Annotated in this window: 20 protein-coding genes and 1 pseudogene; 16 read left to right on the forward strand and 5 right to left on the reverse strand. The window is 50.1% G+C overall.

The genetic code is table 11. The annotated features are described in order from the left end of the window. The first annotated feature begins 56 nt into the window (after positions 1 to 56). Positions 57 to 1,301 (forward strand): N-acetylmuramoyl-L-alanine amidase, encoded by a 1,245-nt coding sequence (locus TH63_RS14600; RefSeq protein WP_048921586.1) that lies wholly within the window; start codon positions 57 to 59, stop codon positions 1,299 to 1,301. A gap of 144 nt (positions 1,302 to 1,445) precedes the next feature. Here the strand turns inward: TH63_RS14600 and pruA are convergent, their stop codons facing one another. Continuing rightward, on the reverse strand, positions 1,446 to 3,098 hold the full coding sequence (pruA, locus tag TH63_RS14605; protein WP_048921587.1) for an L-glutamate gamma-semialdehyde dehydrogenase: 1,653 nt from the start codon (positions 3,096 to 3,098) through the stop codon (positions 1,446 to 1,448). A 123-nt stretch (positions 3,099 to 3,221) separates the two neighbouring features. On the opposite strand from pruA, the gene TH63_RS14610 reads away from it, so the two are divergent. Next, entirely contained in the window at positions 3,222 to 3,983 is a 762-nt protein-coding gene (locus TH63_RS14610; protein WP_048921588.1) for a class I SAM-dependent methyltransferase, read from the forward strand. Positions 3,984 to 4,054: 71 nt separating this feature from the next. On the opposite strand, the gene TH63_RS14615 is transcribed toward TH63_RS14610, so the two are convergent. Continuing rightward, a complete protein-coding gene (locus TH63_RS14615) occupies positions 4,055 to 4,888 on the reverse strand; it encodes a metallophosphoesterase family protein (protein ID WP_082161711.1) in 834 nt (277 codons plus the stop codon). Between the two features lie 87 nt (positions 4,889 to 4,975). After that, positions 4,976 to 5,716 (reverse strand): nucleotidyltransferase, encoded by a 741-nt coding sequence (locus tag TH63_RS14620; RefSeq protein WP_076606500.1) that lies wholly within the window; start codon positions 5,714 to 5,716, stop codon positions 4,976 to 4,978. A gap of 298 nt (positions 5,717 to 6,014) precedes the next feature. Between TH63_RS14620 and TH63_RS14625 the strand changes: the two genes are divergently transcribed. From TH63_RS14625 to TH63_RS14680, 12 genes are all read left to right on the forward strand, one after another. After that, positions 6,015 to 6,419 carry a hypothetical protein gene (locus TH63_RS14625; protein WP_048921590.1) on the forward strand — a complete coding sequence of 135 codons (405 nt, stop codon included), beginning with the start codon at positions 6,015 to 6,017 and terminating at the stop codon, positions 6,417 to 6,419. A 306-nt stretch (positions 6,420 to 6,725) separates the two neighbouring features. After that, entirely contained in the window at positions 6,726 to 8,645 is a 1,920-nt protein-coding gene (locus tag TH63_RS14630; RefSeq protein WP_048921591.1) for a DNA polymerase III subunit gamma/tau, read from the forward strand. A gap of 60 nt (positions 8,646 to 8,705) precedes the next feature. Continuing rightward, positions 8,706 to 9,233 (forward strand): hypothetical protein, encoded by a 528-nt coding sequence (locus TH63_RS14635; RefSeq protein WP_048921592.1) that lies wholly within the window; start codon positions 8,706 to 8,708, stop codon positions 9,231 to 9,233. Between the two features lie 511 nt (positions 9,234 to 9,744). Further along, positions 9,745 to 12,708 carry a M16 family metallopeptidase gene (locus TH63_RS14640; RefSeq protein ID WP_048921593.1) on the forward strand — a complete coding sequence of 988 codons (2,964 nt, stop codon included), beginning with the start codon at positions 9,745 to 9,747 and terminating at the stop codon, positions 12,706 to 12,708. 257 nt (positions 12,709 to 12,965) lie between these two features. Further along, a complete protein-coding gene (locus tag TH63_RS14645; RefSeq protein ID WP_082161713.1) occupies positions 12,966 to 13,976 on the forward strand; it encodes an alpha/beta hydrolase in 1,011 nt (336 codons plus the stop codon). 33 nt (positions 13,977 to 14,009) lie between these two features. After that, complete coding sequence (locus TH63_RS14650; RefSeq protein ID WP_048921595.1) at positions 14,010 to 14,660, forward strand: hypothetical protein; 651 nt, start codon at positions 14,010 to 14,012, stop codon at positions 14,658 to 14,660. Positions 14,661 to 14,834: 174 nt separating this feature from the next. Then, positions 14,835 to 15,329, forward strand: coding sequence for an RNA polymerase sigma factor (locus tag TH63_RS14655; RefSeq protein ID WP_048921596.1), 495 nt, complete (start codon positions 14,835 to 14,837; stop codon positions 15,327 to 15,329). Further along, a complete protein-coding gene (locus TH63_RS14660; RefSeq protein WP_048921597.1) occupies positions 15,329 to 15,922 on the forward strand; it encodes a hypothetical protein in 594 nt (197 codons plus the stop codon). Before TH63_RS14655 ends, TH63_RS14660 begins: the two co-directional genes overlap by 1 nt. Before the next feature lie 234 nt (positions 15,923 to 16,156). After that, positions 16,157 to 16,939, forward strand: coding sequence for an alpha/beta hydrolase (locus TH63_RS14665; protein ID WP_048921598.1), 783 nt, complete (start codon positions 16,157 to 16,159; stop codon positions 16,937 to 16,939). Positions 16,940 to 16,969: 30 nt separating this feature from the next. Next, positions 16,970 to 17,368, forward strand: a complete 399-nt coding sequence (locus tag TH63_RS14670) for a tetratricopeptide repeat protein (RefSeq protein WP_048921599.1) — start codon at positions 16,970 to 16,972, stop codon at positions 17,366 to 17,368. Positions 17,369 to 17,597: 229 nt separating this feature from the next. Further along, positions 17,598 to 18,059, forward strand: a complete 462-nt coding sequence (locus TH63_RS14675) for an ArsI/CadI family heavy metal resistance metalloenzyme (protein ID WP_048922874.1) — start codon at positions 17,598 to 17,600, stop codon at positions 18,057 to 18,059. A gap of 635 nt (positions 18,060 to 18,694) precedes the next feature. Continuing rightward, complete coding sequence (locus TH63_RS14680) at positions 18,695 to 19,141, forward strand: fasciclin domain-containing protein (RefSeq protein ID WP_048922875.1); 447 nt, start codon at positions 18,695 to 18,697, stop codon at positions 19,139 to 19,141. 241 nt (positions 19,142 to 19,382) lie between these two features. Here the strand turns inward: TH63_RS14680 and TH63_RS14685 are convergent, their stop codons facing one another. Beyond that, positions 19,383 to 20,288, reverse strand: coding sequence for an NmrA family NAD(P)-binding protein (locus tag TH63_RS14685; protein WP_048921600.1), 906 nt, complete (start codon positions 20,286 to 20,288; stop codon positions 19,383 to 19,385). Between the two features lie 296 nt (positions 20,289 to 20,584). Here TH63_RS14685 and TH63_RS14690 point away from each other — a divergent pair, with 296 nt between their 5' ends. Next, a complete protein-coding gene (locus TH63_RS14690) occupies positions 20,585 to 23,260 on the forward strand; it encodes a metallophosphoesterase (protein ID WP_048921601.1) in 2,676 nt (891 codons plus the stop codon). A 239-nt stretch (positions 23,261 to 23,499) separates the two neighbouring features. Here the strand turns inward: TH63_RS14690 and TH63_RS14695 are convergent. Next, positions 23,500 to 23,774: pseudogene (locus tag TH63_RS14695) on the reverse strand (NADP-dependent isocitrate dehydrogenase). 165 nt (positions 23,775 to 23,939) lie between these two features. Between TH63_RS14695 and TH63_RS14700 the strand changes: the two are divergent. Beyond that, the gene (locus TH63_RS14700; protein ID WP_048921603.1) at positions 23,940 to 24,791 is read left to right on the forward strand and encodes a sialate O-acetylesterase; all 852 of its coding nucleotides are present in this window, start codon (positions 23,940 to 23,942) and stop codon (positions 24,789 to 24,791) included. The last annotated feature ends 46 nt before the right edge of the window (positions 24,792 to 24,837 follow it).

The following is a 24,837-nucleotide window of genomic DNA, read 5'->3' on the forward strand; positions in this document are numbered from 1 at the left end:
ATTTATCGTCTTCTGTAGGAGAGAAACACCTTCCAATCAGCCCCAACGCATCACCTATGACAAAACTGCTACCTCTCCTTTCAGCCCTGCTTTTTTGCCTTTCCCTATCCGCCAGCGCTCAGGGCATTAATCCGGTTAGGGATACCGTGGTGACCGTGCAGCCGGGCCAGAGCTATCCCCTACGTCTGCAGAAGGCCGGGGCCATTGCCGTTAAATGCGAAACTTGCACCCTGGCCGGCAGTTATTTCCTGCAGGGAAGCGACACGTTGGAGATAGTACCAGACCCGCATGAAGACCAATCGGCGCTGGTGTCTTTGGAGAGCCCTGGTGAAGCCATTACCTTCTTTAGCGGTGGTATTACCGGCGACCTCAAGTTGCTGTTCATTTCTTCGGGCACAGTGAAAGCGGCCGCTAAGAGCAAGGTAGCGCAGCGCGAAGGAAATGGTGAGTGCGCGTTTGAAGTGGTGCCTACTTCTGTGTGGCGCGCCGGCCTGGCAGAACCTACCTACACCCGGTCCTATACCGCCACCAAGCACGTGGCCGTGCACCACGCCGCGGGCTCCAACACCGCCACCGACCATTATAAGGTGGTGCGCGACATTTACCTCTACCACCGCAACTCCAACGGCTGGAGTGACATAGGCTACAACTACCTCATTGCCCCAGACGGCACCATTTTCCAGGGCCGCGACAACCCGGCGGGTAACTTTGACCATGATTATGTACTGGGCGCGCACCTGTGCAGCAACAACTCCAACGCCATGGGCATCTGCCTGCTCGGCGATTTCACCAACACCCTGCCTACCCAACAGGCCATGGACGCCTTGTACAAGGTGATCAAGTGGAAGACCAAGAAAGACAACATAGACGTGTTCGGGAGCACGTCCCATACCATAGGACCATCTTCCTACATGGCCACCGCCATGATGCCCAACGTGCTGGGCCACCGCGACGGCTGCCAGACTGGTTACACCGCCTGCCCCGGCAATCTGCTCTACACGAAAATGGCGGATATCAGAAACCAGGTGAACACCATCTGCCCCACTCCTTTGGGCATTTCTGAACCGGGCGCGGCTTCTTTGGTAATAGTGTACCCTAACCCAACAGACGGGGCGCTGCTCCAAACCCAATTCCCCTGGACCTCAGCGGATATCTTTACTTTAGGTGGACGGCTGGTGCAAACCGTTTCCGGCAAGGCAAGCCAGGAACTGAAAGTAGACCACCTGCCGGCGGGCGTGTATCTGTTCAACTTCCAGACGCCCGAGTTTGGCAAAGTGGTTAGAAGAGTAGTGGTGCAGTAAACCCAGAAACCTATTCTACTTAGTTTTCAAACTTCTTTGCCTTTCCGTTTAAAGGCCGTTTTTCTTGAAACAGCTTTAAAACAAAACAGCCCCAAACCGGATTTCCAGTTTGGGGCTGTTTTCATAAAAACGGGCTATAAACGCTTAGATGGCTCCTTCTGGGGCGCCGTCTTGTTGCAGGAATGGGTAGCGGTAATCTACCGGCGGCACAAACGTTTCTTTGATGGTACGGGCCGTGGTCCAGCGTAGCAGGTTCAGCATAGAACCGGCCTTGTCATTGGTACCCGAGGCGCGCGACCCGCCAAACGGCTGCTGGCCCACTACAGCCCCGGTAGGCTTGTCATTGATGTAGAAGTTACCGGCGGCGTGCGTCAGTTTCTTGGTGGCGGTTTCTACGGCGTAGCGGTCATTGGAGAAGATGGCACCAGTCAGGGCGTAAGGGGAGGTAGTGTCTACTAGTTCCAGGGTTTCCTCAAACTGATCGGCGTCATACACATAAAGCGTCAACACCGGCCCGAATAGCTCTTCGCACATGGTTACGTACTTAGGGTCTTGGGCCACGATCACAGTAGGCTCAATGAAGTAGCCTTTGCTCTTGTCATAGTTGCCTCCGGCGATGATCTCTACGCCCTTGTCTTTCTTGGCGGCATCAAGGTACTTGGCCAGCTTATCAAAGGATTTCTCGTCAATCACGGCGTTCACGAAGTTGCCAAAATCCTGCGGGTCGCCCATTTTCAGGGAACCAAGGTCTTCTATCACGTGGGCTTTCACGTCCTCCCAGATATTGCTGGGGATATAGGCACGGGAGGCTGCCGAACATTTTTGCCCCTGGTACTCAAACGCGCCACGGGTAATGGCCACGGCCACTTCTTTGGCGTCAGCCGATTTGTGCGCCACAATAAAGTCCTTCCCGCCGGTCTCGCCCACAATGCGCGGGTAGTTGCGGTAGTTGCCTACGTTCTCGCCAATGGTTTTCCAGATGTTGTTGAACACCCCGGTGCTACCGGTAAAGTGGATACCAGAGAAATCACGGTGCTTGAAGATCACCTCGCCGGCGGTGGGGCCGTCTACATAGACCAGGTTGATCACGCCATCGGGTACGCCCGCCGCGCGGAACAGGTCCATGATTACGTGCGCCGAATAGATCTGGGTATTGGCTGGTTTCCACACGACCACGTTCCCCATCATAGCTGGGGCAGCGGGAAGGTTGGCAGCAATAGAGGTAAAGTTGAACGGGGTCAAGGCGAAGATGAAGCCTTCCAGCGGGCGGTGCTCCAGACGGTTCCACATGCCCGGCAGTGACTCCGGTTGCATCTTGTAGATCTCGGTCATGTACTTCACGTTGAACCTAAAGAAGTCAATCAGTTCGCAGGCAGCGTCAATCTCGGCCTGGAAGGCGTTTTTGGACTGACCCAACATGGTAGCGGCGTTCATGCGCGCCCGAAAAGGTCCGGCCAGCAGGTCGGCGGCTTTCAGGAAGATGGCGGCGCGGCTTTCCCAAGGCATAGCGGCCCATTTCTCGCGGGCGGCAAGGGCGGCATCAATGGCCTGCTGTACGTGGGCGGCCTTGCCTTCGTGGAACTGGCCAATAACGCGTTTGTGGTCATGCGGCGGCGCAATGTTTACGGTCTTGCCGGTACGCACTTCTTCGCCCCCAATGTACATAGGGATATCCAGTTGCTGCTCACGCAGGGAATTGTAAGCGGCAAGTAATTCTTGTCTTTCTTTGCTTCCGGGCGCGTAGCTTTTTACGGGCTCGTTTATTGGAATAGGAACGTTGAAAAATCCGTTGGCCATATGACTATAGTTTTAGATTCTGATAAGGTGTAAAGGTAGGCATATTGTATGAAAAGGCTAACACCTATTAGCCCTACCGCCTGCCGCAGTTTGTGCAACAGCATAAATACGTACCTTGTTCCTATGACTGCTTCTAAAGACAACTTCTCCCGGCAGGCCGCGCTCTACAAACAGTTCAGGCCAACCTACCCGGCGGCACTTTACCAGTACCTATTAACCCTGGTTCCCGCCCGCGGCACCGCCTGGGACTGCGGCACCGGCAACGGCCAGGTAGCGGTAGAACTGGCCCGGCATTTCACCCACGTCATAGCCTCTGACATCAGTCAGAAGCAACTGCAACAGGCAGCCCTTAAAGAAAACATTGAGTACCGCCTAATGCCCGCGGAGCAGACCGATTTTCCAGTCCAAACCTTTGACTTAATTACGGTAGGGCAGGCGGCGCATTGGTTTGACTTTGACCGATTCTACGCCGAGGTAAACCGTGTGGCCAAACCCAACGCCATTCTGGCGCTCTGGGGCTATGGGCTGCTTTCTATTTCGCCGGCCATTAATGATGTCATCCACCGTTTCTATACCCAGACCATAGGCCCCTACTGGGACCCGGAACGGGATTATGTGGATGCCGCGTATGCCACGCTCCCCTTCCCTTTTAAAGAGTTGGCTCCGTTTACCGGCTCCATTACCCAAACCTGGACCCTGCCCGATTTGGAAGGCTATCTGAATACCTGGTCTAGTGTGCAGGCATATATCCAGAAACGAGGAGAGAATCCGGTTACAGCGTGTATAACTGAGATCAAAACCGTTTGGGGAGAGCAGGAAGCGCTATCGGTCCTGTTTCCGGTATTCAGCAGGATAGGCAGAGTAGTCAGGAAAGAATTGATTTAAAGCAAGGAGCCGTTTTGGGCCTGTTTTTCTGTAAACAGGCCCAAAACGGCTCCTTGCTGTCTGGTCAGGCGTTACACGTCAAATAAAAAGAACGGCATGGCAAAACCGGCTTTCTGGAGAATAGGCTTGGCTACGTTGAAGACTTTTACCCCGTGGGAGGTCTCCCCTTCTAAGGTACCAATGTGGGCATGGCCATGGAAACAGGCCAGCACGTTCTGGCGGTTCAGAGGCTCGGCCAGGCGGGAGCAGCCCAGGAATGGATGGATGGCTTCAGGCTCACCTTCCACGGTGGCTTTAATGGGTGAATAATGCAGCAGGGCAATTTTTTTTATGTCTGGATATTCAACGTCCAGGCGGGAAAGGCCGGCTTCCAGTTTGAGGGCTTCGTCTACAGCTTCCTGCACGAAGGCCTTGTTAGCCGTTTCGCCAAACATAGACAGCATGTGGTGCCCAAACCCGCCCCCGAAACCCTTTACGCCTGTAAAGCCCACGTTTTTGATGACCACGGCATCGCCATCCACAAAATGGACATTGTCATTTATGAGGCAGGACCGTATTTCCTCGTGCTGGCCCTTGTCATGGTCATGGTTGCCCAGCACGCAGATCACCGGTATGGTGCAGGCCCGCATTTCCTCGGCCAGCACCTCGGCCTCCTTGGCATATCCATGGTCGGTGAGGTCGCCGCAGAGCAGCAGCACATCGGCCTGGGCCGAAGCCGCCTTAAAGAACTCCACCCATTTCCCTTTGTCGGTTTCGCGCACGTGAATGTCGCCTACGGCCGCAATTCTTACCGGCGCGGCTGCCTGCGGCACGGGTGTTTCTAATTGCTCCTCTGGTTGCAGGTTTACGGGCTGTAACGGCTGAATAGGCTGCGGCGTCAAGAAAGGTTGGGGCTGTTGTTCCATGTAGTAAAAATTGCTGGTTGCTGATTGCTGATTGTGTAGATAAAGTGTTCGGTATAAACCGAACAACTACTAACGATCAACTAAAAACTAGATGGTCATGATGGTCATGGCTTTGAAGCCCCATTCGGTGACGGCCGGGGCATATTGGGTCTGGTCAATGAGCAAACCGCGGCAAACGCGCTCAGTGGGCGGCGGCATGTCAAACTGTTCTTTGGCGCGCAAGATCAATTCATCAAAAAGGTCGCGCGGAATAATGTCCCGCTCTGAGGGGTACACAAACTGGAAAGAAAGCAATTGCATGAGCAACAGTTGCCAGTGCTGCTCCAGGGTCTGCAAGATGCGCTCCCAGTCCATTTTATCGCCGTGTCTTAGGATGAGGTGATTCAGGTCTGAGCCGTCATAGCGCTCTCGGTTCTGCACGTAGATTTTGCATTTGAAAAGATCCTCGGCAGAGATGTACTTGACGGGCACGCCGAACTCCGTTCCTTCCGGGGCTCTCCTGAACCAGCCGTCGTTGACGGGCATGTTGCTGGCGGGGTTGTTGAAGATGAAGTCTACGTACTTGCCGTCTTTGTAGGCCTTGGCCAGCCAGCGGGCATCCACCAGTTCGGTCTTGAAGCCTTCATCTGAGAAGATCTTGAGCAGGCGCGGACAATCGCCGGCCTTGCAGAACACGTCCATGTCTTTCATGTCGCGTTGCATACCGGTGTACTGCCGCAGGGCGAAGCCACCACCCATTAAGAAGGGCAAACCGCTTTCATGCAGCATTTGCAGGGCCTGCGGGTAAAATTCTTTGGCCACTTCGGGGGCCATATCGTCCAGTTCCATAATAGTCTGTTGTTGCTAGTGCTGTTATAATATAAGAGGTGTGCCCTGCTAAGGCTACGTATACTTCCGCCGCCGTCAGGTACGTCAAAAGACGCTTCTGGCAGGTTGGCGGCAGGTATTGCATTTACTGAATCCTTAGAAAAATGTTATCCTGAACTGCCCCTTCAGGCTTGAAAGGAGGAAAAATTCTGTTTATAGCCTGTTTTCAGGAAAACGGCCCTAAAACGAAAAAGACTATGTTTACGGGGTTGAGGCAGAATTGCATAAGTTTGCCTTATAGGCTTAACCTTCTCCTTTTATGACCGGCAAGAATTTGAAATATATGTTGCTGGCGGTCCTTGCCGCCTTTGTGATCTGGTTCGTGAAAGACGCCTTCACCCAACCCGGCGTCAATAAACTCTCCGGCGATTTCACCGAGGTGGCCCTGTACCGCAACGAGAACAATACCGGCCCCATCAAGCGCATTTACGCCGTCACCACCGCAGACACCCTCTGGAACCAGATGCAGCAATACGGCGACTTCATGCCCCACACCAAATACGGCACCACCACTGTGTATTTCTTTTTAAAAGGGAAACCCGTGCCAGAGAAGGTGTACCCTGGGGAGCAGAACTTTGACGTTCAGTTTCAGGAGCAGTGTATAGCCAGATATGAGAAGGACGCCATGGGGCAGGTGAGTTTGGTGAAGCGGCCGTTTAGATAGGCGATAAATTTTTTACTCTTTCCAAAGACAACCAAAAACAATAGAGAGAGAAAGAAGAGGCATAACCGCCTACTAAGCGCAGACTCTCCCCTCAAGGGGAGAGTCTGCGGTGATTAGAAGCCTTTGGGCACTTCTGTCATTAAAGCCGGTTTAATTAAGAACTACTAGCCACCTTCTCCCTTTCCACCCCACTTTCCTCAAAAACACCCTCCAACCGCCATCCTCTTTGCATTAAACCAAGAACCTGTTCTTACCTTCCTTTTTCCGTTTCGCAATCGAATCAGAATAGATTAACTTTGTAGAGCGATGGAGAATTTTGTTGTATCTGCTAGGAAATACCGCCCGGCCACCTTTGACAGTGTGGTGGGGCAGCACCATATTACTACTACTTTAAAGAACGCAATCAGCAGTAACCACCTGGCCCAGGCGTTCCTTTTCTGCGGCCCGAGGGGCGTGGGCAAGACCACTTGCGCGCGTATTCTGGCCAAGACCATCAACTGCCAGAACCTGACGGCTGAGGTAGAGGCCTGCAATACCTGTGACTCCTGTAAGAGCTTCAATACCAACAGCTCCTTCAATGTGCATGAGCTGGATGCGGCGTCTAACAACTCGGTAGATGACATCAGAAACCTGGTGGAGCAGGTGCGCTATGCGCCCCAGACGGGCAAGTACAAGATCTATATCATAGATGAGGTGCACATGCTCTCCAACTCGGCGTTCAACGCGTTTCTGAAGACCCTGGAGGAGCCGCCGTCCTACGCTATTTTCATTCTGGCTACTACTGAGCGTCATAAGATCATCCCCACCATTTTATCACGGTGCCAGATCTTTGACTTCAACCGCATTCAGATTGAAGACATGGTGCGGCACCTTGACAGCATTGCCGGCAAAGAGCAAATCAAAGCCGATGCCGATGCCCTGCACCTGATCGCCCAGAAAGCCGACGGCGCCCTGCGCGATGCCTTGTCCATCTTTGACCAGATGGTGACCTTCTCGGGCAACCACCTCACCTACAAGGCCACCGTGCAGAACCTGCACATCCTGGACTATGACTATTACTTCCGGCTCACAGACTTCCTGCTCACGCAGAATCTGAGCGGTGCGTTGCTTTTATATGATGAGATCCTGAAGAACGGTTTTGACAGCCATAACTTCGTGCTTGGTATTGGCGAGCACTTCCGGAGTCTCTTGGTATGCAAAGACCAGGTAACCATTCAGTTGCTGCAGGTCTCTGAGAATATAAAGGCGCAATACGCGGTGCAGGCCCAGGAGGCTTCGCTCAGTTTCCTGCTGTCAGGATTGAACCTGGTAGGTACCTGTGACCAGAACTTTAAATCTACCAAGAACCAGCGGCTGCATGTAGAGCTGCTACTCATGAAACTGGCGCATCTGCCCCACGCCCTGCAACTGGCCCAAGACGTCTCTGTAACCGGAGAGGTTAAAAAAAAAACTAATGGAAGTTCCGGCATAACCGCGCCAGCTCCTTCCCTTCCTGCCCCGTCGGCCCCGGCACCAGCCGTAACTGCCCCGGCAGCGCCGCCGGTTTTGGCCCCTTCTGCGCAAAACACTGCAGAAACGCACCACAACACCGCCCCATCAGACATGGATTCGGGCGAAGACCCCATCTTTGACACGTACCCAGAGGAGGCGCCTTCATTGGTGCCTGAAATGGCCAAACCCGCTCCGGTCATGGCTGCCCCGGCGGCTCCGTTGCGCACCGCCTCGTCTCCCCTGGCCAGCCGCAAAGTCTCCAAACTGCCCAGCCTCAAGAACATTGAGGAACGGGTGGCAGCCTCGGCGGCGCCAATGGTAGAGGTGCTGGAGGAGGAAACCGAAGCCTACGTGCCCGGCACTCTGCCCACCATTAACGCCCATAAACTAAAGCAGCTCTGGCAACTGTACGTAGACCGCGTCAAGCACACCGACCGCACCCTGGAGTACACCATCCTGAACCGTGAGTGGTACTTTGATGCCGAGAAAGCCGAAGTACACCTGCAGGTGGAAAACGAGGTGCAGGTAGCCGAATTCAACAGCTTTAAGCCCGAGTTTCTTCTGTTTCTGCGCCAGGGACTGGGCCATAACCGCCTGCAGGTGACCATAGACGTGGTACAGCAGGAAAACGGCCGCAACCTCTACACTTCCCAGGACAAGTACAATTACCTGTCGGAGCTTTACCCGGCACTCAAAGATCTGAAAACCCGCCTGGGCCTGGACACCGATTTCTAACGACCTGCGTAAACCTGTGAGACCTTTACCGTTTCACAGGTTTTTACTTTTATCCCCTCCATGAGCAACCTCTTCGACCGTAAAACCGACAATTTCTTTGGAAGCCTCAGTTACGTGGGCTATGTCCTTTTAGTAGTCGGTCTGGCAACGGCTAGCAGTCCCTGGTGGTGGGGTGAAGGCGCCGACCAAACCCAGATGCTGGCGGTAGGCGGTTTATTGGTGGTGCTGGGGTTCCTGTTCAAATTCACTTACCATGGTTTCCAGCTGGATCTTGCGCACCAGCGCGTGCGCGAGTACCTGAGCATGTTCGGGTTCAAGACCGGCAGATGGGCCCCGCTGCCCGCCTTCCAGCGTGTCACCCTCACTTCTAACCTTCAGCTGGCCCCTGACCACGGGCATTCCCACGGCGAGGAACCAGCGCCTCTGGTCACCTGGTACACCATCGGGCTTTATTCCCAATCCCCCTCGGCAGACTATGAACTGCGCACTGATAACCACCAAGACGCCCGGAAGACAATGCAGCTTTTGGCGGAGAAATTAAGGATTGCCGCTGAGGACCATACCTTGGTAACGGCGCCTTTGGGGTAGTGTTTTGGGGCTGTTTTTCGGGAAACAGGCTTAAAACAGGTTGATCTGCAGGAGTGTATCATCCTCCCTACCCATTTCAAAGGGGGACGGACTAAAGTGTGTAGCTGATTAGATCTTTATCAGATATGTAGAGGCGTTACACTGTAACGCCGTGGCTCTTCGCAGCAGTGCCGCCTAACCCCACCTAACCCCACATTTGCAACCAAAAATTACTGCTGTGTATCAAGGTCTGTTCTTAACGAGCCGTTTCTGTTATATGGCACTACGGCGTTACAGTGTAACGCCGCTACATTGATCAACAATACCAGTTTGCGCCTTCTCAAAAAACCTCGTAGTGTGCGCAGCTCTTTTCGAGTGTCTACGCCAATTACCCCAAGCGTTTTGGGCCTGTTTTCGCAAAAACAGCCCCAAAACACCCACACACTTCTCCCCTATCCAAAAGCGTTAGCACCTATACAAGCAAATGCTTTCATTTTCCTATATTTGATAACTAACAATCCACCCATTTCCCGTGAAGAAAAAACTCCTTCCTTTCTCTATACTAAGCGCCTTGCTGTTAACCCAGTGTAAAACCAGCGCGCCTACCCAAACCGCCCAGGACACCGCCCCCGCCATGGTGGTGGAAGCGCCTAAGGAAGCCTTTCCGTACAAGACCGTTCCCAATGACCCGCTCAAGGCGCGCATTTACACCCTGGACAATGGCCTGACGGTGTACCTCACGCAGTACAAAGATGCGCCACGCATTCAGACGTACATTGCCGTGCGCGCGGGCAGCAAGAATGACCCGGCCAATGCCACGGGGTTGGCGCATTACCTGGAGCACATGGCCTTTAAGGGCTCAAGCCGCCTGGGCACTATTAATTGGCAGAAGGAGCAGGAAGAACTGGCCAAGATAGAGGGCCTGTATGAAACCTACCGCACCCAGAAAGACCCGGCGCTGCGCAAGAAAACCTACCACCAGATTGACTCTATCTCGGGGGTGGCCGCCAAGTATGCGGTGCCCAATGAGTATGACAAACTGGTGGCGGCCATGGGCATGAAAAACTCCAACGCCAGCACCTGGGTGGAGCAGACCATTTACTACGGTGACATCCCCAGCAACCAACTGGCCAAGTGGGCCCTGCTGGAATCAGAGCGGCTGGGCGTCATGATCCCGAGGCTGTTCCACACCGAGCTGGAGGCGGTGTACGAGGAGAAGAACCGCTCCCTGGACAATGACAACAACAAGGCCTTTGAGGCGGCCTTCGCGGCACTGTTCCCTACGCACCAGTACGGCGCGCAGACCACCATTGGCACGGTGGAGCACCTCAAGAACCCGTCCATCACCGAAATCAAGAAGTACTTTGATAAGTACTACGTGCCCAACAACATGGCCATTGCCATGAGCGGCGACCTGGACTTTGACCAGACCATCAGAACCATTAACGAGCATTTCGGCCGTTGGAAAAAGAAGGAAGTGCCGGCCTATACGCCTCCGCAGGAAAAGCCTATCACGGCCCCGGTGGTGAAAGAAGTGCTGGGACCTGAGTCTGAAATGCTGCTGATGGCCTACCGGTTCCCGGGCATTAAGTCTAAAGACGCGTTGGTACTGCGCATGATCAACCAGATCCTGAGCAACGGCCAGGCCGGTCTCATTGACCTGAACATTAACCAGAAGCAGGCGGCCTTGGGCGCAGGGTCTTTCTCTGAGATTTACAATGATTACAGCGCGCATTTCCTGAGTGGAAACCCGCGCCAGGGCCAGACCCTGGACCAAGTGAAGAACCTGCTGCTGCAGCAGATTGAGCTGGTGAAGAAAGGGCAGTTTGAGGACTGGCTGATTCCGGCCATTGTGAACAAGAACAAGATAAGCAAGATGCAGGCCTATGAAAGCAATGCGGCCCGCGCCACCGCTTTTGTAGACGCCTTTATTGCCCGCCAGGACTGGGCCGATTACCTCAAACAGGAAGAGGCGTTTGAGAAAATCACCAAGCAGGACGTGGTAGACGTGGCCAACCGCTATTACGGCAACAACTACGCTATTATCTACAAACGCACCGGCCAGGACCCCAATGCCCAGAAAGTGGAGAAACCTACCATCACCCCGGTGCCCGCCAACCGCGAGGCCCAGTCGGAGTTCTACAAGTCGGTGGCCGCTATTCCGGTGTCTGACCTGCAGCCGCAGTTCGTGGATTACAAGAAAGATATCCAGCAGGGCACTTTGAAAGGCAACATTCCGGTGTACTTCACCAAGAACCAGGAGAACGGCCTGTTCAGTTTGTACTACATCCTGGACATGGGCACCAACAATGACCTGAAGTTGGGCCTGGCCGTGGATTACCTGCAGTACCTGGGCACCGACAAATACTCCGCCGAGGAGCTGCAGAAAGAGTTCTTCAAGATTGGCTGCTCGTTCAGCGTGTCCTCGGGACAGGACCAGGTGTATGTTTCCTTGACCGGCTTAGATGAGAACCTGGAGAAAGGCCTGCAGCTCTTTGAAAGCCTCCTGCAAAACCCCAAAGCCGACCAGAAAGCCCTGAACGACATGGTGGCCGGCATCCTGAAAGACCGCAAGGACGCTAAGCTCAACAAGAACATCATCCACAGCGTGGCCATGGTGAACTACGCCAAGTACGGCCCCAAGAACCCGTTCACGCACATCTTAACTGAGCAGGAACTGAAGAAGGTGAAGCCCTCTGAGCTGATTGCCCGCATCAAGAGCATTCCTACGTACCAGCACCGGGTGTTGTATTACGGCCCAAGAGAGTTGCAATCCATTACCGCCACCCTAAACACCGGCCATATTGTACCCGCCACCCTGCAACCGGTGCCCGCTGAGAAAGCCTTCAAAGAACTGGACATTAACAAGCGCCAGGTGTACTGGACCAACTATGACATGGTGCAGGCCGAGCTTCTGTTCCTGACCAAGTCTCTGAACTATGATCCTAAGTTGGTACCCACCATCAGGCTCTACAACGAGTACTTTGACGGGGGCATGGGCGCCATTGTGTTCCAGGAGCTGCGCGAGTCAAGGGCGTTGGCGTATAGTGCTAGCTCCCGGTTTGCCAACGCCAGCCGGAAAGACCGCGCCAACTACATCATGTCGTACATCGGCACGCAAAGCGATAAGCTGCCCGAGGCCATGGCCGGCATGCAGGAACTCCTCAATGACTTGCCGGTGGCCGAGACCAACTTCACCAACGCCAAGGCCTCGGTACGCAACAGCATCGCCACGGAGCGCATTAACAAGGTGGGCATTTTGATGAACTATGAGCAGGCCCGCAAACTGGGCATTGACTATGACATTAGAAAGGACATCTACCAGAGCCTGGACGCCATGACCCTGGACCAGATCAAGGCGTTTCAGCAGCAGTTTGTGAAAGGCCAGAACCAGACCATTCTGGTGATAGGCTCCAAGAACCGCCTCAACTTTAAGGAACTGGCCAAGTACGGCACGGTGAAGCAGTTGAGTTTGAAAGAGCTGTTTGGATACTAGTTGTTAGTGTTTAGTTATTAGAGAGGGAGCAGCCGCGGGTTGCTCCTTCTTCGTTTTGGGGGTGTTTTGGGGAAAACAGGCTAAAAACGAAGGAGATCATGTAATCATATGCATGATGCCTATTGCCTGCGGCATGGGCCTCTCACTTCAAGGTTCCCAGGTAGTTGTGGCTAAAGTAATTGAGGAGCCCTGCACCTTCTGTAATAATTCAGGCTTGAAGCCTACTAATTAAAGGCATACTACTAAAATAAAGCTCCATGAAGAGATTAATCTTGCTCATTTTCCTACTCCTCTTCTTTGTCTTTAGTAAGTCACAGGTGCATGCGCAGGCCTGTCATACCAGGGTATTAGACCCCAATGTTGCGGCCTTTCTGAAAATGATTGGGTATGAAGATTTATCGCTTGCCCAACTAAGGCGCATGCCCATAGACCAGATTAAGTTTGCAGGTCCGCCGCCAAGACCTTACCCCCAGGAAGATGTCAAAAGGATTAAGATTACCGCAGACAGTATTCCTGTTCTGGTGTTCAATGCCTCCAAAGGGCAGAACCTTCCTATTCTCATCAATTACCACGGTGGCGGATTCATTTCTCCGCTGCTGCCAGGGTTAGAGCATTCTTTGTGGCAGGAGTCTAAAACGTATGGCGCCATTGTGTTCGCCATAGACTACCGTGTGGCCCCCGAACACAAATTTCCGGCAGCGGTAAATGACAGCTACCATGCCTTTAAATGGATTGCACAACACGGCAGAGAGTTAGGCGGAGACACCAGCCGCATTGCTTTGATGGGCAACAGTGCCGGAGCCAACCTGGTGGCAGTCATCGCGCAGAAAGCCAAAAAAGAAGGCATTGCCAGAAAAATAAAGCTGCAGGTAATGAATGGGCTGCCCGTTGACTTGCGCCCGAGCAACATGGAAACTTCTATTTCTTACCAGCTAAATGCCAAAGGGTATTTCCAGACAAAAGATGCCTGCTATTTTTCTATAGAAACCTATGCCCCCGGGCAGATCAATAACCCAGAAGTCTCCCCAATTCTAACCAAAGATTTAACTGGCCTGCCTTCGGCGGTGATTATCAATGCTGAGTTTGACCCCTTACGGGAAGACGGTATTTTATATGCCGCCCAATTGAGGAAGGCGGGCGTGAAAGTGTGGGATAAATGCTTCGCGGGGCAGATACATTGTTTAATTGGTTTGCCGCCCGGGGCGCCTGCATTGCAAGAATATGAGGCCCTGGTGAAGGCAGCGCTGAAAGAGAGTTTCCAAAAATAAGTTACCCAAGGTTTCCTTTTAGATGCTCCCATCATGGGTCATCAGATACAAGGTCCGTCTGGCGTAGGCCAGCCCTACCCTTCAGGCAAACCCAACAGAAAAGTTAATATGGACAAGGCATCGTTTTTTAAGGTAAGAATTTGGTTTACGGCATTGGTAGCCATTGGCATCTGGTCGCTGTTGAGTTATCAGCATTACCATGGGGGCGTGCCTGTTCACCATATCCTGGCAGATGAAAACCTTCCTAGCTTTTCTAATTGGTGGGGAGCGCTTCTGCTTCCGGTGCTGACCTGGATTTTGTTGTACCGCATAGAAAAAAGAGCCTTCAGCACAAAGGATTCTGGGCATTCAGGTGCGCCTACCTCTCTGAAATATGTAGCCCTTGGATTTGCCGGTGCATTATTATTTGGCAGCCTCCTCTCCATCTTCTTCTCGCTAGGGTACCAAGACCTGCCCGGCTATATGCTGTTAGGCTTATTTGCCCTGGCATTGGTTGTCCCTGTGTACCGCGCCCAGTGCCTGCTGGGTTTTGTACTGGGCATGACCGTTACCTTTGGCGCCGTTCTGCCCACGGGCGTAGGGCTTATTCTGTCTTTGATTACCGCCGTGATCTTTCTCCTCCTTAGGCCTTCAATCTTGTTTGTCTTCTCAAAATTGACCCGGAAGCAACCTACCCAAGCTTAATCTTTTTCTACTAAGGCCGGCTTCTCTTTAGCTGGTGTAACCTCACAGCGTTTTGGGCCTGTTTTCTGAAAAACAGGCCCAAAACGTCCATCCCCCCTCTCCTGAAAATAATTCTTCCTCTACCTGTGATTTTCCTGCGCCTTGCTACACTAATGGGGTGAAGTTTGATTATAGATGGACCTACACCACCAGTTTACCAGCGTCATCCAAGAGCACAAGGGCTTGATCCTGAAGGTCTCGGCTATGTACACCAACTCCCCAGAAGACAGGATTGACCTGCAGCAGGAGATTGTGTACCAGCTCTGGAAGTCGTATGGAGCCTTTAAGCAGGAATCTAAGCTGAGTACCTGGATGTACCGCGTGGCTTTGAATACAGCCATCTCTTACCTAAATCAAACCAGGAGAAGAGTCAGCACTATTCCCTTGCAACTAGAGGCGGACCGTTTAGCCGAGGATTATGATAAGACCGAGGAGGAACAGATTCAGCAATTATATACTCAGATTCAGAGCCTTCACCTGCTGGACCGGGGCATCATCCTACTGTTCCTGGAAGGAAAGAAGTACGAGGAGATTGCTGCCATTGTAGGCATTACCGCCAGCAACGTGGGTACCAGAATCTCGCGCATCAAAGAAAGACTTAGGACACAACTAGTTAAACAACCTGCATAATGGAACTGGAAGAAATGCAACAGGCCTGGGGGAAACTGAGCCAACAAGTAGAGAAACAAGAGATTCTGACCAATCAACTACTAGACAAAACAACCCGCCAGAGCTACCACTCCCGGCTGAACAGAATCAAGTACTCTGAGTTGGCTGGCACCCTGGTCTGCTACGCCGCCGCCGCATACGTGAGTGTGCACCTCGCCCAACTAGAGGGTCTCTGGATGCAGGCGTTGGCAGCCCTGACCATTGTGGTGCTGCTGGTGTTACCCATTCTGTCGCTGGCCTCGGTGCGCGCTGTCAAGGGCGTCAACATTTCCGTGGCTACGTATGCAGAAACCATCCAGACTTTCGCCCGGCAGAAGATCAGGTTCCAGCAATTGCAGAAAATGAATGTGTTGTTAGGGCTGGTGCTGCTGGTAGTTGCCTTGCCGGTACTAGCGGCCATACAAGGCAAAGACCTTGGCCAGATCCCGTATCTCTGGGCGGTGATGGTGCCGGTAGGTATGGCGGTGTTCCTGGTGTTTGCTTTCTGGGTGCTTAGGGCCTACAACAAAACCCTGGCTGAAATGGAAAAGGCACTCTCAGACCTTAATGATTAGTTGTTAGTGATTAGAGCAAGGAGCGGCCAAAGCAGTTTCTCCTTCTGCGTTTTGAGGGTGTTTTGGCGAAAACAGGCGTAAAACGCGGCAGGGGCTTACACTAAAGAAGCACTTCGCTTACTATTAATTAAACAATATATAGCCTTTGTTTAAGATTGGATCAGGCAATCAGCTTACCTTAGATGGATCAATGCTATAAAGGCACAGAAACAATTCTTTTCCGCTTAATCACCCATGAGAACATTCCTTTTCCTTTTATTCCTGCTTCCAACGCTTTGTCTGGGGCAAACCACCAAACAGCCCGATACCCCAATCACCATAGGCACCAAGCAGATCCTTCACTCAGCTATTCTAAAGGAAGACCGAACCCTGTGGGTATATGTGCCTAAATCAGGTGGCGATGGCGCGAAAACGCGTTTCCCGGTGATGTACCTGCTGGACGGAGAGGCTTTTTTTGCGTCCATGGCCGGCACGGTAGACTATCTAAGCGGACAAGGCAAGATGCCCGAAATGATCATAGTAGGCATCCAAAGTCCAGATCGGGTACGGGACCTGACGCCTACCCATTATCCGTTTTGGGCCAGTGGCGAGCCGGCCAATGATTTAAAATCTTCGGGCGGCGGGGCCAATTTTATGGCCTTTCTGGAAAAGGAGGTGATGCCATACATTGAAAAGCGCTACCAAACCCAGCCGTACCGCATGCTGGTGGGGCACTCCCTGGGCGGGTTAACCGTTTTGCAAGCCCTGGTGCACCAACCAGCCTTGTTTACTTCTTACGTGGCCATTGATCCTAGCATCTGGTGGGACAAGCAACTCATCATGAAACAGGCCGAGAAAGCCCTCACCCAAAAAGACTACGCCGGCGAAAGTCTCTTCTATGCTGTTGCCAACACCATGGACAAGGGAATGGATACCGTGCGGGTGGTGCAGGACAAAGCGCAAGGCAACCATAATGTGAGAAACCACCTTCTCTTCAGGGAGACGCTCAGAAAGAGCAAGAGCCTGGCCTGGGCCTGAAAATACTACCCAGAAGACAACCATGGCTCGGTGCCGTTTCCGGCGCAGTATGACGCCCTGCGGTATCTCTTCAAAAAATATGAGCTAGACAAGGAACTGGATGATGCTACCATCACGGTAGAGTATATTAAAAACCACTACCGTGCCGTGTCTGCCCTATTACAGTACCCGGTGTTGCCTGCCATGGGCACGGTGAATACCTTGGGCTATGTCTCCCTGGGCGAAAAAAAGTATGACCAGGCATACCAGTACTTTAAAATGAACCTTGACAATTACCCCACGGTTGGCAACCTCTATGATTCCATGGGCGACTATTACGTGAAGATAGGTGATAAGAAGAAGGCCATGGAAGCCTTCCGGAAGGCCTTGTCTCTGGAGGAAGTAGCAGATACCAGAAGAAAGCTGAAGCAACTGGAGGCGGGTCAGTAACTGGCCTTATAATTTGATTAACTATTGCAGAAGGAGCAGCCTCAGGTTGCTCCTTCTGCGTTTTGAGGGTGTTTTCGCGAAAACAGGCGCAAAACAGAACCTATTTCAAAAACCTGACAATCAACCTATTAAAACCCATCCAAAACCAAAAGAAAAATATTTTCAGAAAGTCTGCGTCTTTTCGGGACCCGGGGCGTCTTCAGGGCAGAACATTAAAAACGGTAAAGCCATGAAAAGATTTCACGTACACGTAAGAGTTGAGAACCTCCAGGAAAGCATTGATTTCTACAATGCCTTGTTTAACACCCCGCCCACCGTGGTAAAGCCAGACTATGCCAAATGGATGCTGGAAGACCCCAGAATTAACTACGCTATTTCTACCGGGCACTCTGAAAACGGCATTGAACACCTGGGCCTGGAAGTGACCAGCGAGGAAGAACTGCAGGAGGTATACGCCAACATGCAAAACGCCAAAGGCACCATCAGAGCCGAAGGCGAATGTACCTGCTGCTATTCCAAATCTCAGAAAAGCTGGATCACAGATCCGCAGGGCGTAGACTGGGAGGCTTTTTACACCCACGGCACCGCCACGGTCTACGGCGAGGGCATCAATGCCAGACCGGCCCCCGAAGCCATGGACCAATGGACCGGTAACGATGGTAAAAACGCCCCGGTAACCGCCCTGGCTTAAGAAAGAGATCCTCCACTTTAAACAACCCATACCACTCCTCCCCCCGGCTGCCTAGCCTCAGATTTTGTTGGCTGCTGGTGAGGCGTGATTAAATTTTGCAGAAGGAGCAGCCTGGCGGTGGCTCCTTTTGCGTTTTAGGCCTGTTTTCAGGAAAACAGGCGTAAAACGGTCCGGCACCACACCTACCCTTCCCTCCTACTAAGCATAAGAATTTTTGGCTGGCGTTATGGCTTTCTCCTCCACTTGCCCCTCCCCTTACAGCACAACCACTAGTATTCCTTTCTCCTTAACCTGAGCCCAAACTAGCCAACAGGATTAAATAGCTTTCTGCTTTTGCTGGTAAAGAAACCACCAGTTTTATACTCCGCAAAAACGATACTTGGTTTCCTTAAAAACGGAACTCAGAGAAATAAATCACTTCTTTTATTCACTTCGAAATAAATTCTAAACAATACGTATACAGGCTAGTTTACCTTTTGATTATCAATCTACTACAAAAACCAAAACGTATGAAAAAGTTAACCATTTTCCTGTTTTCAGCCACTGTTTTCTTTGGCTGTAACACCAATGAAAAAGCCACCGAAACCACAGACACCACCACCTCCAGCACGGAGACCGTGACCACCGATGACACCATGACCACCGATGCCGCGGCCGCTACCGGAACGAAAGACATTGTAGCCCTGGCTTCAGAAACCCCTTCGCTCTCTACCCTGGTGCAGGCCCTGAAAGCCGCCGACCTGGTGGGCGCTTTGCAAGGTACCGGTCCATTCACGGTATTCGCGCCTACCAATGAGGCCTTCGCTGCCTTACCCGCCGGAACCCTGGAAAGCCTGCTGAAGCCTGAGAACAAACAAAAGCTGATAGATGTTTTAACCTATCACGTGGTAGAAGGCAACGTAAAGTCTACTGACTTAACCAACAACATGATGCCTAAAACCCTGAACGGCGCCACCCTGAAAGTGATGCTACACACCAATAGCGTCATGATCAACGACGCCACCGTGACCATGCCCAACGTAGCCGCCACCAACGGCGTAGTGCACGTGATTGACAAAGTATTGTTGCCGCCCAGCAAGTAATCTGGGTACAGGAATAATTGAAAACGGGCCGATGCTTTAAAAGCGTCGGCCCGTTTTGCTTTTAGGAAGACATGGCAAGAAACCAGCGCAGGTTGAAGGAGTGTTTTGGTGAGGCTACCTTGTGCAGCGACCCTATCACCACGCGAACTGGGTGATACAGGTTCACAGGCTACTACAAAGCAGACGAAGCAAAGCGATCCAGTAAGATCAAATCCAACCCGTTATCCTGGGTTGCACCACGCTACCCCTTCCGGGCGGCCAGCACTTGCTGCACGGTGGTCCATTTTATTTCCGGATAACGGGCATTGTCCAGGGGTTCCAGTTTTACTTTGCCGGCAAACATATCCCGCATGTATTGCATGCCCTGCCATGCCGGGAACACTTCGCCTTTGCCAGGCGCCAGCATTTTAGTAACCGTGATCAGGGCGTTGAGTACCCCCAGCCCTCCTACCCGTAGGGGCTTGAACTTTTCGCCGGTGGCGGCACTGGCAGCCTGCACCAACCCGTGCACCGAAAGCACATCGCCGGCAATGCGCAGATAGCGGGGCGTAGTGGGATCAAGGGCCGCGGCGGCAGTATAAGCGGCCGTGTTAGCAATGGTAGTGAAATCCAGCAACTGGTTGGCGTTGCCATAGTACATGACCCGCTTGATAGGGAACAGCACCATGGGTGCCTGCCCGGTGAGCAAATCTGTGAACATGCCGTTGAGAATGGAAGTGGCCTGAATAGGCGCTTTATCCAGAATGGCCTTGAACTCCAGCCGGAAGTCCAGGTTGCGGTTATGGCCGGGCGTGAGTTTGGTGAAATCAATGGAGAAGTCTGAGGGAATAAACCGGGGCACCCCAGCCGCTACCGCCGCCTTCAAAAGCTGGGTCTGGGTGTCTACTATCACGTCCCGCAAACCCGACAAGGCACTCACTACGCAGGTCCCGCCCTGACAGGCTTGGGTCAATGCTTGTGCGTTTTGAAAGTCCACCTCCACCACCTCGGCGCCCAGGGCTTGCAAGGCAGAACGTTTGCCGGCCTCGGTTCCCACCCGCACCAAGGCCCGCACGTGCGCGCCTCTTTTGCGCAACTCTTCGGCGATGAGGCCTCCTAAGTGGCCAGTGGCTCCGGCGAGGATGATGGTTGGGGTGGTGGGTGTCATAGGGGTTTATTAATTATGCCTCATGAACTATCAAAAAGCAAAATAGTTTTTAATAAGTAATAATAAACGTGTTTATTTATTAATTAAAGTTCTATATAGTATATTCGTTTCTGACTTTAAAGTTGTTGGCCAAGAATGATAAAATAACGGATACATGGCTCCGAACAAAGTGCATATAACCAGAAAAAATCCGTTAATTACTTAGTTGTGCTACATCTTTAAAACCACTATAATTATTCACGAAAAAGCATTATATATTTTCTAATCTACATAATTAATAAACTCATAATAACATAATGCGAATAGTACAACTATCAGACATCCACCTGAGCAATGGCAATATAGAAGATCTAAGAAATTATTATTTACAAGCCCTCATCGAGGATCTTAAGAAATTTCACAGTGAGAAGAAAATAGATGTGATTTTATTTACCGGTGATTTGGTTGACAAAGGTGGTGAATCTCTCGGCAGTGAACCCTATGTGATATTTCGCAATGAGGTTATTAATCCAATTGTTGAAGCACTCAATATTACTACAGATCAAGTACTCCTCATACCAGGAAATCATGATGTTAACCGGTATGAAGTTGAAGAATATAGTGAAACTGGGCTCTCCACTCGTTTAGACAACTCGTCTGCAAACGATCTAGTGCGTTCAACTAGAGAAAACTTTTCACCTGTTAATAAACGGATGGAAAGATTCAAAAATTTTGAAAAAGAGTTTCACAAAAACAATCAAAACTACTCTTATTCACATTATGAGTCAACCACTGACTTTATTAATGAAGGAAAAAAGGTGGGTTTTGCCTTGATTAATGATTCTTGGAGATGTTCCGCAGCATTAGTGCGAGAACAGCACTTTATCGGACATAATCAGTTATTAAAAACAGAGCAACTACTAAACAATAACGGGTCTATTTTAAATATTGCAGTATTCCACCATCCACTTACAGCTATAAACCAAAATGAAAGCGATGAAGTTGAAAACATTTTAAAATCAAAAAATTTTGATATTGCTTTTTTTGGACATAGTCACAAACATGAGGCTAAATCTCTAACTACAGCAACTGGAGGTTATTTGACAATTAATGGCCGTGCTGCTTTTAACCAGCCAAGAGAAATTATAGCAAAATTTCAACCCGGGTACAATATTCTTGACGTAGATCCAGAAAAAAGAAGCTATTCACTTTTTTCTCGTTTATTTATTAGGGAAAGTGGGTATCGGTTTGATAGCGACACAACATCATTGCCAGGTGGGCAAGAATTTGGCATGCTTCCAAGTAGAATTCCATATTATAAACTTGCAAACGCAGAAGAATCCAATAACAATGACAGAGCTCTTCCCAACAGCTATTCAGCAGATGTTCATAGAATTGTTAAACTCTTAGTCGGAAAATCGTTATACCCTAACCCATACTCATTTGTCCGTGAATTAATTCAAAACTCTGTAGATGCTTGTAATAGAGTGAGAAAAAATCAGTCTTACCTTTCACCCAAAATAATAATCAATATCAATACCCGAGATAATTTTTTGGAAGTAATTGATGAAGGGGATGGGATGACAAAGAATATTATAAAAAATCACTTTTCAGTTATAGGAAAAAGTATCAGCCAAGAATTTAATGATAGTACGGGTAACTTTAATTTAATTTCCCAATTTGGCATAGGATTCATGAGCACCTTCATTGTCGCTGATAAAGTAGTTGTAGCAACCAAGAACAATGAAGATGAACTGATTACGTTCGAAATTACTGATGTATTTAAAGAATTTAATTATTTAACACCCTCCCCGGTTACAGGTATAGAAAAATCTGGAACAAGTATACGTGTATATCTAAAAAAGAATTTTCATTTAAGTATAGCACTAAACCATATTAGAAATTACTGCCGACATATCAATAATCTTCAAATATATTATGACGGAAATGAACAACAGATCAATCAAAGCTGGAACATTGAAGGATCAAATCACACATTCCAATTACAAACAGAAAGTTACCAATTACAACTTGGCATAAGTGTAAATTCTAAGCACATAATAGCAACAAATAGCGGCTTTTTAATTACACATAATCCAGCACCACTTATACCATACAAATTTCCATTTATAATTAGTGGAGAAGTTAATTTTGCCCCCAAAGGCATTGATTTTGACATGTCAAGGACCAATATTATGACATCCGAAAAATCTGAAAGCTTCCGCCGAAACATGTCTGTTTCATTGCGCAAATTATTCCGTGAGGCTTTGGAGGCTGGTGATCCCCAATTATCGCAATCCATAGAACAGTATCTTCACTATTACCTTCAATACTATGACGTTAATAATACACAAATGGAGCAGTCACATACTGACTTTTACTCTAAAAGAGAACTAGTCACATTATGCAGTGATTATACCCGGTTTCAATACCAAGGCAGAGAGCAATCACTAAATAATATTATTGAATCAATGAAGACGAGATCACTCGATACTTTGTTTTATATCAATAGCCAAGTCCTCAATGATTATCAACTTATTCTAATCCAGTATTTAGAAAATAAAGGGTATTTGATTTTTATAAACAGAAGCTATAATGTAGCATTTAGGGATGGGCAATCTACTGTAACTCTGTTAAATGTTTTGCAACCAATAGCGGCAACTCACGGCATGCAAATTATGGATATTAATCTAGCTCAAGAGTATGTTACTAAAGATATGAAAATGGATAAAAATAAATTTCAAGAAAATATACAAAAACATATTAAAAAAATTGAGTCGCAGTATGGAGTAAATATTGAGATTGGCAAGTTTAGCAGGTTGCCAAAAGCTTCTGTAAGAAATAATAATCAAATTTTTTTAAACTTCGATCATCAGACTTTTCAATCCTTAATAAATAGGACAGATCTTCCTGATCAGGCCTTAGAAATTTACCTACTTGGTATACTTGCTCTTCAATTACCTAATACCAATGATCATATAGAGGTAAAATAAGCTATATGAATTCATTAGTCGTTCCTAGAAACATTAACCATGAACAAGCCTAATTCATAGGGAACAAGCCTAATTCATAGGCTTTAAAGATGTTCTAAAAAAGTAAGAACGTACAACAATGCGCAACCGGCTTCTACGGTAAAGGGCCTGCGCCGTCGCTTATTCTAAACCATTAATTACAAAAAGGCCGCTTGAGATTTCTCTCAAGCGGCCTTTCCTTTTCTAAACTATTCTCCCTCCTAGAACTGGTCTAAGAAAGAATTCAACGTGGCACTTGGGCGCATGGCTTCGGCAACTTTGGCCGTGTCTGGGTGGAAGTAACCTCCCATGTCTACGGATTTGCCTTGGGCCGCAATCTGCTCCTGTACAATCTTGTCTCCGTTCTCGGTTGAGGCTTGGGCTAGGTCCGTGAAACGGGTTTTCAGTTCCTCGTTATGGTTTGCTCTGCCAGAGTTTGGGCCCATTCAAGCGCCAGATAGAAGTAGCTTCCGCGATTGTCAATGCCACCTACCATTCTATTAACATGTCTAGTTTTATAGAAATAAAATGACCAATTCAGCTAATTGGCCTTTTTTTTAATATCTTAATGCCAACGTTGGCACAAATCTATTCTAGAAGTGCTAAAAGGCATCCCAACCGGTTGCAAAATACAGGTAGACAGAATAAACCATAAGACAGTATGAAATATAAAATGAGCTTTTCCTTGTTGGCGGTCCTATTTCTCATGCACGTGACAGCCTTCGCCCAAGATCCTAACTTTTACATCTTCCTGTGCTTCGGGCAATCCAACATGGAGGGCCACACAAAATTTGAGCCCCAGGATACTACCGCCAACAAACGGTTTATGGTGTTAGAGGCAGTAGATTGCCCTAACCTGGGCAGAAAGAAAGGCGAGTGGTACCCTGCCACGCCCCCTTTGACCAGATGCAACACCGGTCTTACCCCCGCAGATTACTTCGGCCGCACCCTGCTAGCCACTCTCCCAGACAGCATTAAAGTAGGCGTCATCAATGTGTCGGTGGGAGGCTGCAAAATTGAGCTGTTTGAAAAAGGCAGTTACCAATCTTACGTGGCCACCGCCCCTTCCTGGATGACGGCTGCCCTGGAGCCCTATGACAAAAACCCCTATGGCCGCTTGGTAGAGATGGCGAAACTGGCGCAGAAAGATGGGGTCATCAAAGGCATTCTGTTACACCAGGGAGAATCCAACACAGGTGATACCGCCTGGCCTTCTAAGGTGAAAGGCGTCTATGACAACCTGTTAAAAGACTTGAACCTCAGGCCTACTGCGGTGCCCTTGCTGGCCGGGGAAATTGTCAGCAAAGAGCAGGGCGGCGCCTGCGCCAGCATGAATGCCATCATTGCCCAACTGCCCCAGGTAATTCCTAACGCACACGTCATTTCCTCTGAAGATTGCCCGGCTCTAGATGACCACTTGCATTTCACTGCCGAAGGGTATCGGAAACTAGGCAGACGCTACGGGGCCAAAATGCTGGCTTTGCTAGGGTATAAAAATGTAAGGCCTGAGTAACAGAAACTCCCGGGAAGAAATATGCCGCCCACCAAAACGGCTAATT

Origin of the sequence: Rufibacter radiotolerans, from assembly GCF_001078055.1 — a bacterium.
Lineage (GTDB): Bacteria > Bacteroidota > Bacteroidia > Cytophagales > Hymenobacteraceae > Nibribacter > Nibribacter radiotolerans.

Coding starts and splice junctions, on each gene's coding strand:
- TH63_RS14600 (WP_048921586.1), top strand. CDS start 57: ATGACAAAACTGCTACCTCTCCTTTCAGCCCTGCTTTTTTGCCTTTCC.
- pruA (WP_048921587.1), bottom strand. CDS start 3,098: ATGGCCAACGGATTTTTCAACGTTCCTATTCCAATAAACGAGCCCGTA.
- TH63_RS14610 (WP_048921588.1), top strand. CDS start 3,222: ATGACTGCTTCTAAAGACAACTTCTCCCGGCAGGCCGCGCTCTACAAA.
- TH63_RS14615 (WP_082161711.1), bottom strand. CDS start 4,888: ATGGAACAACAGCCCCAACCTTTCTTGACGCCGCAGCCTATTCAGCCG.
- TH63_RS14620 (WP_076606500.1), bottom strand. CDS start 5,716: ATGGAACTGGACGATATGGCCCCCGAAGTGGCCAAAGAATTTTACCCG.
- TH63_RS14625 (WP_048921590.1), top strand. CDS start 6,015: ATGACCGGCAAGAATTTGAAATATATGTTGCTGGCGGTCCTTGCCGCC.
- TH63_RS14630 (WP_048921591.1), top strand. CDS start 6,726: ATGGAGAATTTTGTTGTATCTGCTAGGAAATACCGCCCGGCCACCTTT.
- TH63_RS14635 (WP_048921592.1), top strand. CDS start 8,706: ATGAGCAACCTCTTCGACCGTAAAACCGACAATTTCTTTGGAAGCCTC.
- TH63_RS14645 (WP_082161713.1), top strand. CDS start 12,966: ATGAAGAGATTAATCTTGCTCATTTTCCTACTCCTCTTCTTTGTCTTT.
- TH63_RS14650 (WP_048921595.1), top strand. CDS start 14,010: ATGGGTCATCAGATACAAGGTCCGTCTGGCGTAGGCCAGCCCTACCCT.
- TH63_RS14655 (WP_048921596.1), top strand. CDS start 14,835: ATGGACCTACACCACCAGTTTACCAGCGTCATCCAAGAGCACAAGGGC.
- TH63_RS14660 (WP_048921597.1), top strand. CDS start 15,329: ATGGAACTGGAAGAAATGCAACAGGCCTGGGGGAAACTGAGCCAACAA.
- TH63_RS14665 (WP_048921598.1), top strand. CDS start 16,157: ATGAGAACATTCCTTTTCCTTTTATTCCTGCTTCCAACGCTTTGTCTG.
- TH63_RS14675 (WP_048922874.1), top strand. CDS start 17,598: ATGAAAAGATTTCACGTACACGTAAGAGTTGAGAACCTCCAGGAAAGC.
- TH63_RS14680 (WP_048922875.1), top strand. CDS start 18,695: ATGACCACCGATGCCGCGGCCGCTACCGGAACGAAAGACATTGTAGCC.
- TH63_RS14685 (WP_048921600.1), bottom strand. CDS start 20,288: ATGACACCCACCACCCCAACCATCATCCTCGCCGGAGCCACTGGCCAC.
- TH63_RS14690 (WP_048921601.1), top strand. CDS start 20,585: ATGCGAATAGTACAACTATCAGACATCCACCTGAGCAATGGCAATATA.
- TH63_RS14700 (WP_048921603.1), top strand. CDS start 23,940: ATGAAATATAAAATGAGCTTTTCCTTGTTGGCGGTCCTATTTCTCATG.